The organism is Terrisphaera buseokensis (genome assembly GCF_047521145.2).
Lineage (GTDB): Bacteria > Verrucomicrobiota > Verrucomicrobiia > Opitutales > Opitutaceae > ER46.
In genome coordinates this window covers 2,010,295-2,024,331 of the sequence record NZ_CM134186.1, presented here as the reverse complement: position 1 = coordinate 2,024,331, position 14,037 = coordinate 2,010,295, and the positions used below count along the sequence as shown (strand labels likewise).

The window sequence follows — 14,037 nt, the reverse complement described above, 5'->3', positions numbered from 1 at the left end:
ATGGCATGTTCAATTTTGAGAAGCTTGAGGTGTGGCACAAGGCGGTCGTGTTTGCCAAAGTGATCTACAAGCATTCCCGGACCTTTCCAGGTGAGGAGCGCTTCGGGTTGACGAACCAAATCCGGCGTGCGGCTGTCTCGATCTCCTCGAACATCGCCGAAGGTTCGGCACGGCCCGCTCCGGATTTCATCAAGTTTCTCGGATACGCCACCGGCTCCTTGTACGAGGTGGTCACGCAGGCAGTCATCGCCTATCAGCACCATTACCTCGATGAAACCTCATTCCAAGAAATCTACTCCGACGCCGAACAGATTGCGCGAATGATAAGTGGTCTGCGTCGGTCCCTTGGGGAGTGACATCGTTTGTCCGGCCCTCTCAACTCTCATCTCTCAACTCTCACCTTCCCCGCCGCTTGTCCGAATTCCTCCAACAGCTCCTCAACGGCCTTTCCCTCGGCGCCATTTACGCGCTCATCGCGCTCGGGTACACGATGGTCTACGGGGTGCTGCGGTTCATCAATTTTGCGCATTCGGATATCTTCATGGTCGGCGCCTTCATCGGCTATTACATGGGGAAACTGGTGCCGGAAGGAACGCTCTGGGGCGGGTTGATCGTGCTCTTCGCCGCGATGCTCGGCTGCGCCCTGCTCGGCATGATCATCGAACGTCTCGCGTACCGACCGCTGCGCGGAGCCGCGACGCTCAACGTTCTCATCACCGCGATCGGCGTGTCCCTGCTGCTTGAATACACCGGCCAGGTTTTCTTCGGCGCCGCGCCCCGCACGTTCCCCGCCGTGTTTCCGTCGCAGAATTTCCAGGTCGGCGGACTGGTCCTCTCGACCAATCAGCTCGCGGTCATCGTCATCGCGGTCCTGCTGATGATCGGACTGCAGTTCATCGTTTACCGGACCAAGATCGGCACCGCGATGCGCGCCGTCTCGCTGAACCCCAAGGCCGCCCAGCTCGTGGGCGTGAACAACGACGTCGTCATTTCGTTCACCTTCGGCCTCGGTTCCGCGCTCGCGGGCGCCGGCGGCATCCTGTACGCGATGAACTATCCGTCGATCGATCCGCTGATGGGTGTCATGCCGGGCCTGAAGGCGTTTGTCGCCGCCGTGCTCGGCGGAATCGGCAACATTCCGGGCGCCGCGCTGGGCGGGCTGATTCTGGGCACCGTCGAGACCTTCGTGAACGGCAGCCAGTGGTCGACCTACAAGGACGCGATCGCGTTCGCGATTCTCATCATCATCCTGCTCTTCCGACCCGCGGGACTGCTCGGCAAGTTCACGGTGGAGAAAGTCTGAACGCATGATCCCGCCGCGCCTCCCCTCCTAGCCCGAGCCATGCCGAGACCTCATCTCTATCTGCTCGCGGCGCTGCTCGCCGCCCTGGGGATTTCGCATTTCTCCGATCACATCGATCCGTATCACCTCGACGTGCTGATTGGGATCGGGATCAACATCATCCTCGCCGTCTCGCTGAACCTGGTGAATGGCTACACGGGCCAGTTCTCGCTCGGCCACGCGGGCTTCATGTCGGTCGGCGCCTATTTCGCCGCCGCGGTCAGCCTGTTTGTCGCGCCGCACTTCCTCAGCGAATCCGGCGGCTCGGTGCTGCAGCAGGGCGCGTTTTTTGTCGCGGCTTTGGTTGCCGGGGGACTCTGCGCGGCGTTCGCCGGCCTGCTGGTCGGCGTGCCGTCGCTGCGGCTGAAGGGCGACTACCTCGCGCTCGTCACCCTCGGCTTCGGCGAAATCATCCGCGTGATTTTCCAGAACGTGGAAAAACTCGGCGGCGCGCTCGGGCTCAACGGCATTCCGGCCCACACCACCATCTTCTGGGTCATCGCGTTCGTCGCGCTCACCGTGTTCGTGGTCACCAGCCTCGTAAATTCGACTTATGGCCGCGGATTTCTCGCGACCCACGATGATGAGATAGCCAGCGAAGCCGTCGGGCTGAACACCACGCGCTACAAGATCGTGGCCTTCGTGATCGGCGCGTTTTTCGCAGGCATCGCCGGCGGGCTTTATGGCCACTTCAAGCTGACGATCACGCCGACCGGTTTCGATTTCACCAAGAGTATCGAGATTGTGGTGATGGTGATTCTCGGCGGCATGGGCAACACGCTGGGCGTGATCCTGGCGGCCATCCTGCTCACCTTGCTGCCCGAACTACTCCGGCCGATTGCGGAGTACCGGATGATCATCTACTCGTTTATGCTGATCGTCCTGATGCTCGTCCGCCCCCAGGGCCTGTTTAATTTCAAGTTCCGTTCCGCCCGCAAAAAATCCGCCGCCCCTCTCGCATGAACCCGCCCAACGAATCGCAGGAAGTCCTGGTCTGGCGCGGCACGCCGTCGCAGTGGACCAATTTTGGCACGTACCTGTTCTGCCTCATCCTCACCGCCGGCATCGTCGCCGCGTATTTCCTGGTGTCGCCCGCCACTCCCCAGCCGCTGATTCTCGCCGGGCTCGTGGTGCCGTTCCTGTGGGCCATGGGCAGCTGGATCGGAACCAGCTGCAATCGTTACGAGATCACGTCGGAGCGCGCGAAGATCACCACCGGACTGCTCTCGCGCCGGACCAACGAAATCGAGCTGTATCGCGTGCGCGACTACACCGTGGTCGAGCCGTTCTGGCTGCGGCTGGTGGGCTGCGGTGACGTTGTGCTCGTCACGTCCGACCGCACCACCCCGAGTTTCGTGCTCCACGCCGTGCCGCGGGCGCAGGCGTTGAAGGATCAGATTCGCGCGCACACCGAGCGCATGCGCCAGCGGCGCGGGGTGCGCGACCTCGACATCGATCCGCGGCCCAGCGCGGGCACCCCGGAAGCCTGAGATGGCCGCGCTGCTCCAACTCGATCAGGTCACGATCCGCTTCGGCGGCCTCACCGCGGTCAACGCGGTCGACTTCACCGTCAACGAGGGCGAACTGTGCGGGCTCATCGGCCCCAACGGCGCGGGCAAGACCACGGTCTTCAATCTCATCACCGGCGTGTATCCGCCCACGGATGGCACGGTGTCGTTCAACGGCCGCAATGTGGCGGGGCTGCGGGTCAACGAGATCGTCGGCCTCGGCATCGCGCGCACGTTTCAAAACATCCGGCTTTTCGGATCGCTGTCCGTCTTCGACAACGTCCGGGTCGCGTGCAATCTGCACCGCGACACGCGGCCCGTGCAGGCCCTGATCCGACTCGGTGGTTTCCAGCGCGACGAGGCCGCGATCACGCAGCGGGCGGAAGAGCTGCTCGAGATTTTCAACCTCGGCCGCTTCCGCGACGTGCCGGCCAAGAGCCTGCCGTACGGCGAACAGCGCCGGCTGGAAATCGTCCGCGGCCTCGCCACCAAACCGCGGCTGCTGCTCCTCGACGAACCCGCCGCCGGCATGAATCCCAGCGAGAAGATGGAGCTCGTCCGGCTCATCCAGCAGGTCAAACAGCAGTTCAACCTCTCGATCCTGCTCGTCGAGCATTCGATGAAGGTCGTGATGGCCTGCTGCGAGCGCATCGCCGTCCTCGATTACGGTGTGAAGATCGCCGACGGCACGCCGGCTGACATCCGGAAGGATCCCAAAGTCATCGAGGCCTACCTGGGCGAGGATCATCAGAGCAATCTGTCGCACCACTGAGGCCAAGACCGGAAACCGGACACCGGAGACCGGAAACAAAATACACTTTCACCGCGATGACCTTACCTTTCCGGTTTCCGCTTTCCGGTGTCCGGTTTCCGCCATGCTGACTGTTGCCGATCTTCGCGTTTCCTACGGCGCCATCTCCGCGCTCAGCGGCATCTCGTTCAAAATCGAGCAGGGCGCGATCGTCACGCTCATTGGCGGCAACGGCGCGGGCAAGACCACGACGCTCCGCACCATCTCGGGCTTGCTGCGGGCGAAGTCGGGCACGGTGACGTTTCTGGGCGAGGACATTTCCGCCACGCCGCCGCACCGGATCGTCGCCCGCGGGCTCTGCCATGTGCCGGAAGGCCGGATGATTTTCTCGAACCTGACCGTCGACGAGAATCTCGCGATGGGCGCGTACCTGCAGACCGACGCCGAGCGCAATGCGCGGAATCGCGAGTATGTGTTTTCCATTTTCCCGCGACTCAAGGAGCGCATCAAACAGACCGCCGGCACGCTCTCGGGCGGCGAACAACAGATGCTCGCCATCGGCCGCGCGCTGATGAGCAACCCGAAATTCCTGATGCTCGACGAACCATCGCTCGGCATCGCGCCCCGGCTGATTTCAACGATCTTCGAAAAAATCGTGGAGATCAACCGCACCCACGGCATCACAATCCTGCTCGTGGAGCAGAACGCGAATCTCGCGCTCGAAGTCTCATCGTACGCCTACGCCCTCGAGACCGGCACCATCGTGATGCAGGGCGAAAGCAAGCAACTCCGCGCCGACCCGCAGCTGAAGGCCACGTACCTCGGCGGCTGACGCGCCGCGCCGAGCGCCCACACCCCTCTCTCCCCCAATGAAACCCCTGCTCGCTCTCGCCGTCCTGGCGCTGGTTGTTTCGATCCGTCCGGTGCTCGCCGACGACGTCCCCGCGTTCCGCGATCTGTTCAACGGCAAGGATCTCACCGGCTGGGTCAACGTGAACACCGCGCCCGACACCTGGAGCGTACGCGACGGCCTGCTCGTGTGCACCGGCAAGCCGATCGGCGTCATGCGCACGGAGAAGCAGTACGAGAATTTCATCCTGCACATCGAGTGGATGCACCTCGAGGCCGGCGGTAATTCGGGCGTCTTCGTCTGGAGCGATCCGGCACCGGCGGCCGGGAGAAACCTCCCGAAGGGCGGCGAGGTGCAGATGCTCGAACTCGAGTGGCCGAACCTCAATCGCGAGAAGGACGGCACCCCGCGCCACCGCGGTTATGTGTCCGGCGAGTTGTTTGGCGCCGGCGGACTCATCGTCACGCCCGACAATCCGCGCGGCGCACGCAGCATGTCGTACGAGTACCGCTGCAAGGGCAAGGGCGAGTGGAACACCTACGTCGTGGTCTGCGTCGACGGCGTGATCAAGCTGTCGATCAACGGCAAATTCGTGAACGGCGTCCGCGAGGCGTCGCAGCGCAAAGGCTACCTCTGCCTCGAGTCCGAAGGCGCCCCGATTCACTTCCGCAACATCAAGATCATGGAGCTACCCGGCGGGCGCGCGACCCCGGAGCAGACAGCCCCGGTGGCCCCACCGTAGTCCCCGGGAACGCAGGCGTCACGCCTGCCCGCATTCAAGATCGGCCAAGCGCATCCCCGCCATCGCGCCTGATCTCCGCCCCGCCCGCACCGCCTCGATCGCCCGCCCTGCAACGTGCAACAGCCTGACCCCTTACTCCGGTGGTCCGGGAGCACAGGCGTCCCGCCTGCATCAGGCGAAGTGCAACCGAACGTCTTTCCGCCGCGCCTTCACCCCGACTGTCCGAACCCGCGCTCGATTGTCGCCTTCCTCCGGGCGGCCACCTTTCCTCGCACCATGCGCCCCCTTCGCCTGCTCCTCGTCGGTCTCGCGGTCAGTTTCGTCGGCCACGCCCAAACCGCCGAACTCACCTGGCCCGTCGTCACGCGCGAGAACAAGCCGTGGACGCGCTGGTGGTGGCCGGGCAGCGGCGTCGACCCGGCGAGCCTTACCTGGCAGCTCGAGAAACTCGCCCAGGCCGGCGTCGGCGGGGTCGAGATCACGCCCATCTACGGCGCGAAAGGCTACGAGGATCGTTACATCGATTATCTCTCGCCCAAGTGGCTCGCGATGCTGGAACACACCGGGCGCGAAGCCAAGCGACTCGGAATCGGCGTCGACATGGCCACCGGCACCGGCTGGCCCTTCGGCGGCCCGTGGATCGACGAACCCCACGCCCTCACGCGCGTGGTGTTGACGGACGGCAAACTCACCGGCGAACCGTCGCGCATGATGGTGAAACGCGCCGCGCCCGGCGGCGAGGGACTCGTCGTGGATCCGTACTCCTCCGACGCCCTGCGCCGTTACCTCGCGCCGTTTGAAAAAGCGTTCGCCGCGTTTCCGCGCGATCTCGTCCGCAGCCAGTTTCACGACTCCTTCGAATACTTCAACGCCAGCTGGACCGCGAAACTCCCGGAGGTGTTTCGCACGATGCACGGCTACGACATCCAGGACTTCGCGGCCGCGTTGACGACGCGCAACGCGAACGACGTGAAGACCGTGGATCGCGACACGCTCGCCCGCGTGAAGAGCGACTACCGCGACACGCTCGCAAAGCTGCATCTCGATTACCTGCGCACCTGGGTGGAGTGGTCGCACCAGCACGGCTTTCTGGTCCGCAATCAGTCGCATGGCGCTCCGGCCAACCTCCTCGATCTCTACGGCACCGTCGACATCCCGGAGACGGAGGTCTTCGGCTCGACGCCGTTTCCGATCCCCGGGCTGCGCCGCGATCCGGCCGACATCCGCAACGACCTCGATCTCCCCGAGCCGCTCGTCGTGCGCATGGCGTCGTCCGCCGCGCACGTCATGGGCCGGCCGTACGCGTCGAGCGAAAGCGCCACCTGGCTCCGCGATCATTGGAAGGAATCGCTCGCCTTCGTGAAGCCCGAGCTCGATCGCATCCTCGCCGACGGCATCAACCACATCTTCTATCACGGCACTGTCTTTTCGCCCAAGGACGCGCCCTGGCCGGGCTGGCTGTTCTACGCCTCGACGCAGTTTCAACCCAACAATCCGTGGTGGGACGATTTCGGCGCGCTCAACGCCTACGTCGCCCGCGTCCAGTCGATCCTGCAGGCCGGCAAGCCCGACAACGACATCCTGCTGTATTGGCCGCTGGGAGACGTGTGGGACAACGCCGACGGCCTGCAGAAGATGCTGAGCGTGCACGACGTGAAATGGCTGACCGAGCAACCCGTCGGCCGGATCGCCCGCTCGCTCATGGATCGCGGCTACAGCTTCGACTACATCTCCGATGCGCAGCTGCAGCAGACGCGCGCCGACCAGGGCGCGCTCGCCACTCCGGGCGGCCGCTACCGCGTGCTGATCGTGCCCGCGACGCGCCGGATGCCGGTCGGCACGCTGCAGGCGATCGCGAAATTCGCGCAGGCCGGCGCGACGGTCATTTTCGAAAAACTTCCCGAGGACGTACCCGGTCACGGCCGACTCGAAGCCCGGCGCGCGGAGTTCAAACAAGCGCTCGCGCAGCTCGGTTCGCGCGCGAAAGTCCAAGCCGACGTGCTCGCCGCCCTGAGCGCGACCGGCGCCGCGCGGGAGGCGATCGCCGACTCAGGCCTCGCTTTCGTTCGTCGCGCGACCGCGACGGGCCACGACTACTTTGTCACCAACCTCACGGCGAAATCCCACGACGGCTGGACGGCGCTCGGCCGCTCCGCGCGCGGCGCGATGATTTTCGATCCGTTGACCGGCGCCCGCGGCACCGCGTCCCTCCGCAACGCTGGCGCGGGCCCGGCGAGCGTTTATCTGCAACTCGCCCCGGGTGAGTCGCTGCTGCTGCGCACCACGACGCAACCGCTCGCGACCGGCATCCCGTCGTGGCCGTATCGCGAAACGGCCGGCGCACCCGTGGAGCTCGCCGGAAAGTGGACGCTCGCGTTCACCCAGGGCGGACCCGCGCTGCCGCCGGCATTGGAGACCGCGACGTTGAAGTCGTGGACCGAGCTCGGCGGCGACGAGGCGAAGCGCTTCGCCGGCACTGTGCGTTACCGGATCGAGTTCGACGCGCCCGCGGCCAAGGCTGACGACTGGCTGCTCGACCTCGGCGACGTGCGGGAGAGCGCCCGCGTACGGCTTAACGGCCGCGACGTGACGACCGCCTGGAGCGTGCCGTTCCGCGTGCGCGTGGGCGCCGCCCTGAAGCCGGGCCGCAACGTGCTCGAGCTCGACGTCACCAATCTCGCGGCGAACCGTATCCGCGATCTGGATCAGCGGAAAGTGAACTGGAAGATCATGCGGGAGATCAATTTTGTGAACATCAACTACAAGCCCTTCGACGCGTCGGCGTGGCCGCTGACGCCGTCGGGTCTGTTGGGACCAGTGACACTCACGCCGCTCCGGGCGGTGACGTTCTAGGCCCACAGCCCGTGTAAGGCCGCACGCGAATCACGCGAATGGACGCGAATTTCAGACGTGGAACGCGCTCCACCTGCCCTTCATCACGCTTCACCGCGGGGTGAAGGTTCGTTTCTCGCTTCTCCCATTCGCGTATATCCGCGTGATTCGCGGGAGACAGAATTAATCCTATGCTGGCTCCGCAAAGCCGGAGCGATGGGCAGGCCAGCGGCGATGAACGCGCGCCGCGGTCACGTCCGAAATCGGTTGTGCGGCCGGGAAACCCGCGCACGCTGGGTGTCATGCGTTCACGGATATACGGGGAGGAAGGTTGATGCCGGAGTCCCTTAAGATCGTTTTGGAAATTCTCCTGGTGCTGGGGCTGGTGGCGGCGAACGGATTCTTCGTGGCGGCCGAATTCGCGCTCGTCAAAGTCCGGGCCAGCCAGCTCCGGCCGCTAAAGAAGACCGGCGGGTGGCGGGTGAAGTTTGCCATCCAGGCGACGGAGCACCTCGACGCGGTCCTTTCCGCCACGCAACTCGGCATCACCCTGGCGAGCCTCGGCCTCGGCTGGATCGGCGAGCCGGTCATCGGTCACCGCATCGCGCCCCTCTTGGCGGAGTTTGGCGTCACCGATCCGGGCGCGATCAAATCCATCTCGTTCGCAGTGGCGTTCGCGGTGATCACGTTTTTCCACATCGTGCTCGGCGAGCTGGCGCCCAAGTCGCTCGCGATCCAGCGCCCGAAGGCGGTCTCGATCAACGCCGCGGCGCCGCTGATTGTCTTCTACCGGATCTTCTTTCCGTTCATCTGGCTGCTCAACGGCGCCGCCAACCGCATCGTGCGGCTGTGCGGGCTCGAGCCCACCGGCGAGGGCGAGCACGCCTTCAGCGCCGAGGAACTCGAGTACGTCTTCAGCCACGCGCGGCACTCGCATCCCGGCGATGCGTTGATCAACCGCCTGATGGTGCGGGCCGTGCGGCTGCGGACAGTCACCGCGCAACAGGCCATGCGCCCGCGCGAGCAGATCGTGGCGCTCTGGCTCGACAAGCCGCTCGCGGAAAACCTGCGCATCGCGCAGACGGCCGGCTTCAGTCGTTTCCCCGTCTGCAACGGATCGCTCGACGACATCAAGGGCATCGTGCTGGTGCGCGAGTGGCTGTGGCAGAGTCTCGCCCTCGGCCCCGATGCCAACTTCGAACCGCTGATCCGGCCGGCGCTGACGTTCACGTTGAAGACCCCCATTCACACGATGATCGAGCTGTTCCGCACGTCGCGCGTGCATCTCGCGATCGTGCTCGACGCCGAGCAGAAGACGGCGGGCATCGTGAGTTTCGAGGACGTGCTCGAGGAAATCGTCGGCGACATCCGCGACGAGTTTGATCTCGGACGCGGCCCCGTGTTCGAACACTCGGAGACAGCGATCGTCGTGAGCGGTTTGTTTTCGATGCATGAATTGCAGGCCGAGACGGGCTGGGCCTTCGAATGGCAGCCGCGCGAGACCGTGGCGGCCTGGGCCGAGCGCAATCGCGGGCAGGCGCTCAAACGCAGCGAGACGTTTACCATCGGGGATTTTCGCGTGACGGCCACCGAGGTCAGCGCGGAGCGGCCGCGCCGGATTCGGGTGGAACGGCCTCCCGTGGCCGCCGCGACGAGCACTCCCTTTTAGCCCGCGCCCGCCTTCCACCGCGCATCTTGCTCCACCCCAAACCCACCGGCCTCCCTCCGATGCCCCACGAGAGTTCGCGCTCCGCCGCTTCGCTATCCGGCGATCGCTCCGACGGTAACTGGTTTGAGCGTTCACCCGGCTGGCGGGTCGTGGCCGTCAGCGCCGTCGGTGCCGCGCTGATTACGCTATGCTTTTTCGCCCCGCGCTTCTGGCTCTGGCCGGCAGCGGGTCTGCCCCTGACCGAGTTCATTTCGATCGAGCCGGAGTTTCACCGCGCGTTTCACGCCCTGCGCCAATTGAACGATCCTTGGATGCCGATCGACGACGCCACGAATCGCGTGATCGAGTGGCGGCTCTTCTGGCCCGTGCTCGCTCATACGCTGGGTCTGTCCAAGGGCGTTTATCTGGCCCTCCCGCACCTGGGGTGCGTCGTCGCGCTGCTGGCCGTCGCGGCGATCGTGTGGCGCGCCACGCTCCAGGCGTTACCCACCGCCGGCGCCACCCTGCTCGCCGCCACGTCATCGTGGTTTTTCGTTTCCACCGGCTGGCTCGCCTACTTTGACTCGTGGCTGGTGCTTGCGCTGGTGCTGGCGAGCTTCGCTCAATCGCGGTGGCTGCTGTTCGGTGCCGCCTTGATTGCGCCGTGGATCGACGAGCGCTTCATCGTCGCACTGCCGCTGTGCATCGCGGTGCGCTCGGCGGGCACCGAGCGCGCCACACCGCGCGATCGAACGGCGTTCGCCTGGGACGGCGCCGCCCTCGCAGCCGGAATCGCGCCTTACATCGCCGTGCGGCTGGGCGTCGAATGGACGGCCGCACGCGGCACCAGCAGAGCCTACTGGACCGACCGCCCGCTCGTGCCGGCGCCCTGGCTTCCCATGCTCTGGGGCGCGTGGAACGGCTTGCGGCTGGGCTGGGTGGCGGTGGCCTTCGCGTGCGTCGCGGCGTTTCGCCTCGGCCGGCACCGACTGGCGGTCGCCACCGCCCTCGCCGCGCTGATCGTCAACCTGTGCATCGCTGACGACATCAGTCGATCGGCGTCGATGGCGGTGCCGGTGATGATCGCCGGCGTGTTGCTGGCCTGGCGGCACCGGCCGGCGCAAAGCCGCCGACTGCTCCCGGCGCTCTGTGCCGCGAATCTCGTCCTGCCGGCCCAGCATGTCATCGCGACCTGGGCGGCACCCACCACGCATCAAAGCATGCCGATCCTGGCCCTCGACGCCGAACGGGAGCGGGCCAGAAACCCGCCTGAATTCGCCAGTCCGTCCGCCTACAACCGCCGCTCGATCGATCACTTCCAAAACAAGTCCGTCGAACGTGCGCTCGTTGCAGCCGACATCGCCCTCGCTTTTGACCCCGACTTCGCCAAGGCGATCGCGAATCACGGCATCCTCCTTTACATGTCCGGACGGAAACCGGAAGGCACCCTCGAACTGGACCGCGCACTCCAACGCGCCCCCCAGCTTTACGATGCCCGTTTGCAACGGGCGGCGTTCCGGCAGCAGGCCGGCGATCTCCGCGGCGCGCTGGAAGACGTCCGGCAGGCGTTGCAGGACATGCCGGCGGACTGGCCACGCCGGCCTGAGGCACAGCAGTACGAACGCACGCTCGCCGCCCAAGTGGGGCGGTAAACGAGGCTCCGGACGGGAGCCACCACCCGCTGCGTCCGCTTGATTTTTTCGCCGGGCTGCTAAACTAGCGGGCTCGACGATTTACACGCTCGTCTCTCCTCACGCCGTCCTCATCTCTCAACTCTTACCATGTCCACCGCCACTCCGCAAAAATTCGAGTTCCAAGCCGAAATCAAGCAGCTGCTCGATATCGTCATCCACTCGCTCTACACGGAGAAGGAAATCTTCGTCCGTGAACTGGTGTCCAACGCCTCCGATGCCCTGGAGAAGCTCCGGCACCTGCAGCTCACCGAAAAGGAAATCGCCGACGACACCCTGCAGCTCGAAATCAACGTCACGACCGACGACAAGGCGAAGACGATCACGATCCAGGACTTCGGCATCGGCATGACGCGCGACGAGCTCGTCAAGAACCTGGGCACGATCGCGCATTCCGGCTCGAAGGCGTTTCTGAAGGCGCTTGGCGAAGGCGGCGCAAAGAACACCAACCTGATCGGTCAGTTCGGCGTCGGCTTCTACTCCGCGTTCATGGTCGCGAAGAGCGTGAAGGTTTACTCCCATTCGTGGCAGAAGGCCGAGGCCAGCCACGTCTGGACGAGCGACGGCTCCGGCAGCTATGAAATCGAGGAGGCCGAGGGCCAGCAACGCGGCGCGAAGATCGTCATCGAACTGAAGGACGACTGCAGCGACTATGCGCAGGATTGGAAGATCAAGGAGATCCTCGAGCGCTACAGCGCGTTCGTGTCGTTCCCGATCACTCTCAACGGCAAACGCATCAACACCGTCCAGGCGCTTTGGCTGCGGAACAAGAACGAGGTCAAGGAAGAGGAGTACACCGAGTTCTACAAATTTCAGGCGCACGCGTTCGACGAGCCGCGCCTCCGGCTGCACTTCAGCGCCGACGCCCCGCTCTCGATCAACGCGCTGCTCTTCGTGCCGAAGGAAAACACCGAGAAGCTCGGCCTCGCGCGGCTCGAGCCGTCGGTTTCGCTCTACTGCCGCAAGGTGCTGATCGACGCGAAGCCGAAGGACCTGCTGCCCGAGTGGCTGCGTTTCCTGAAGGGCGTCGTCGATAGCGAGGATCTCCCGCTCAACATCTCGCGCGAGACGATGCAGGACAAGGCCCTGATCGAGAAGTTGAACAAGGTGATCACGAAACGCTTCCTCAAGTTCCTCGAGGAGGAGGCGAAGAACCGGCCGGAGGGCTACGACGAGTTCTACAAGGAGTTCGGCCACTTCGTGAAGGAAGGCGCCGCGCTCGATTTCACCCACAAGGAACAGCTCACAAAGCTGCTGCGGTTCGAGTCGTCACGCACCGAGAAGGGCAAGACGACGTCGCTCGCCGACTACGTTTCCCGCCTCGGGGCCGACCAAAAGGAGATTTACTACCTGGTCGGACCCAACCGCGCCTCGATCGAATCCGGCCCGTACCTCGAAGGTTTCAAGGCCCGCAACCTGGAAGTCCTGTTCTGCTTCGAAGCGGTCGACGAGTACGTGATGAACAACGTGCGCGAGTTCGACGGCAAGAAGCTCACCGCCGCGGATCACGCCGACGTGAAGCTCTCGGATCTGCCCAAACCCGAGGGCGCCCTCAGCGACGACGACGTCAAGACGATCACCACCTGGATCAAGGACACCCTCGGCGACCGCGTGGCCGAGGTGAAGGCCAGCGAGCGCCTGGTCGACTCTCCGGTCCTCGCGCTGAACGCCGACAAGATGATGTCACCGCACATGCGCCGCATGATGAAAGCGATGAACAAGGAAGGCGCCGACAACCCGCTGCGCGTGAACCTCGAGATCAACCCGCGCCACGCTGTCATCAAACGCCTGTTCGAACTGCACGCGTCCAACGCCGACCGCGCCAAGCTCGTGGCCGAGCAGCTCCTCGACAACGCCTTGATCAGTGCCGGCCTGCTCGACGACGCGACCACCATGGTGGCGCGGTTGAACAAGCTGCTCGAGACCGCCTGATTTACCCCCAAATCGGGGAGTATGGCTCTGGAGCCATACTTTGAACTTGCGGTATGGCTGGTCAGCCATACCGTGAGTGGCGTTATGAAGATGACGATGAATATCGATGAGGATGTCCTCGCCCGCGTGATGAAGGTCACGGGGGCCAAGACCAAGACCCAGGCGGTCGAGATGGCGCTCGGCGAGATGGCTCGCCGGCACAAGATGAAGGAGCTGTTCAGTCAGGGCCTGGGCCTTACGCCCGATGAGCTCAGGGCGGAATTTGCGCCTTCGGCGGTCGATCGGATCGACAACCACGGATTGATGGTCGCGGAAGCCAAGGCACCATATGGAAAGCCTCGTTCTACCCGACAGTAATTTCTACATCAACTGCGCCCGCGCCGGGCTCGACCCTTTCATCGAGCTCGGCGCTCACGCGGAGGAGTACGAATTCGCGACCTGCGGAATGATCGTGATTGAGGTGTGCCGTGGGCGCAGCAATCCGGTAATCCTGCAACGCTTCCGGGAGCGCTTCGCGATCATGCCATTCATCGCCGCCGGGGCCTCCGTCTGGGAGCAGGCCACCCAGCTGGCCTGGTCGCTCGACCGGCGCGGCATCGTCCTGCCGGCCACGGATCTCCTGATCGCGGCCTGCGCCCTGCAAGCGAAGGCCGCCGTGCTGACGGCCGATCAACACTTCAGCGAGATTCCCGGCCTGCAGGTCATGGAACGCCTGCCGGAGTGACGCGCACTTCGCGCGCC

Annotated in this window: 13 protein-coding genes; all 13 read left to right on the top strand. The window is 64.7% G+C overall.

Annotation, left to right across the window (positions count from 1 at the left end; genetic code table 11):
* Nucleotides 1-5 precede the first annotated feature (5 nt).
* The 13 genes from ACLJEU_RS07355 (at nt 6) to ACLJEU_RS07295 (ending at nt 14,020) form a co-directional block, all read left to right on the top strand.
* Nucleotides 6-356 (top strand): four helix bundle protein, encoded by a 351-nt coding sequence (locus tag ACLJEU_RS07355; RefSeq protein ID WP_414661957.1) that lies wholly within the window; start codon nt 6-8, stop codon nt 354-356.
* Between the two features lie 56 nt (nt 357-412).
* A complete protein-coding gene (locus ACLJEU_RS07350; RefSeq protein WP_414661956.1) occupies nt 413-1,303 on the top strand; it encodes a branched-chain amino acid ABC transporter permease in 891 nt (296 codons plus the stop codon).
* A gap of 39 nt (nt 1,304-1,342) precedes the next feature.
* On the top strand, nt 1,343-2,305 hold the full coding sequence (locus ACLJEU_RS07345; RefSeq protein WP_414661955.1) for a branched-chain amino acid ABC transporter permease: 963 nt from the start codon (nt 1,343-1,345) through the stop codon (nt 2,303-2,305).
* Nucleotides 2,302-2,832, top strand: a complete 531-nt coding sequence (locus ACLJEU_RS07340) for a PH domain-containing protein (RefSeq protein WP_414661954.1) — start codon at nt 2,302-2,304, stop codon at nt 2,830-2,832. Before ACLJEU_RS07345 ends, ACLJEU_RS07340 begins: the two co-directional genes overlap by 4 nt.
* 1 nt (nt 2,833) lies before the next feature.
* Nucleotides 2,834-3,622, top strand: a complete 789-nt coding sequence (locus ACLJEU_RS07335; protein ID WP_414661953.1) for an ABC transporter ATP-binding protein — start codon at nt 2,834-2,836, stop codon at nt 3,620-3,622.
* 103 nt (nt 3,623-3,725) lie between these two features.
* Nucleotides 3,726-4,433 carry an ABC transporter ATP-binding protein gene (locus tag ACLJEU_RS07330; protein WP_414661952.1) on the top strand — a complete coding sequence of 236 codons (708 nt, stop codon included), beginning with the start codon at nt 3,726-3,728 and terminating at the stop codon, nt 4,431-4,433.
* A gap of 37 nt (nt 4,434-4,470) precedes the next feature.
* Nucleotides 4,471-5,193, top strand: coding sequence for a 3-keto-disaccharide hydrolase (locus ACLJEU_RS07325; protein ID WP_414661951.1), 723 nt, complete (start codon nt 4,471-4,473; stop codon nt 5,191-5,193).
* A gap of 276 nt (nt 5,194-5,469) precedes the next feature.
* Entirely contained in the window at nt 5,470-8,046 is a 2,577-nt protein-coding gene (locus tag ACLJEU_RS07320) for a glycosyl hydrolase (RefSeq protein WP_414661950.1), read from the top strand.
* A 313-nt stretch (nt 8,047-8,359) separates the two neighbouring features.
* Nucleotides 8,360-9,694, top strand: a complete 1,335-nt coding sequence (locus ACLJEU_RS07315; RefSeq protein WP_414661949.1) for a hemolysin family protein — start codon at nt 8,360-8,362, stop codon at nt 9,692-9,694.
* A gap of 59 nt (nt 9,695-9,753) precedes the next feature.
* Nucleotides 9,754-11,325, top strand: a complete 1,572-nt coding sequence (locus ACLJEU_RS07310; protein ID WP_414661948.1) for a tetratricopeptide repeat protein — start codon at nt 9,754-9,756, stop codon at nt 11,323-11,325.
* A 129-nt stretch (nt 11,326-11,454) separates the two neighbouring features.
* Nucleotides 11,455-13,296 (top strand): molecular chaperone HtpG, encoded by a 1,842-nt coding sequence (gene htpG / locus ACLJEU_RS07305; RefSeq protein ID WP_414661947.1) that lies wholly within the window; start codon nt 11,455-11,457, stop codon nt 13,294-13,296.
* A 21-nt stretch (nt 13,297-13,317) separates the two neighbouring features.
* Nucleotides 13,318-13,653 carry a type II toxin-antitoxin system VapB family antitoxin gene (locus ACLJEU_RS07300; protein ID WP_457795355.1) on the top strand — a complete coding sequence of 112 codons (336 nt, stop codon included), beginning with the start codon at nt 13,318-13,320 and terminating at the stop codon, nt 13,651-13,653.
* Nucleotides 13,625-14,020: a PIN domain-containing protein gene (locus ACLJEU_RS07295; protein WP_414661945.1), complete on the top strand. Its 396-nt coding sequence runs from the start codon at nt 13,625-13,627 to the stop codon at nt 14,018-14,020. Before ACLJEU_RS07300 ends, ACLJEU_RS07295 begins: the two co-directional genes overlap by 29 nt.
* The last annotated feature ends 17 nt before the right edge of the window (nt 14,021-14,037 follow it).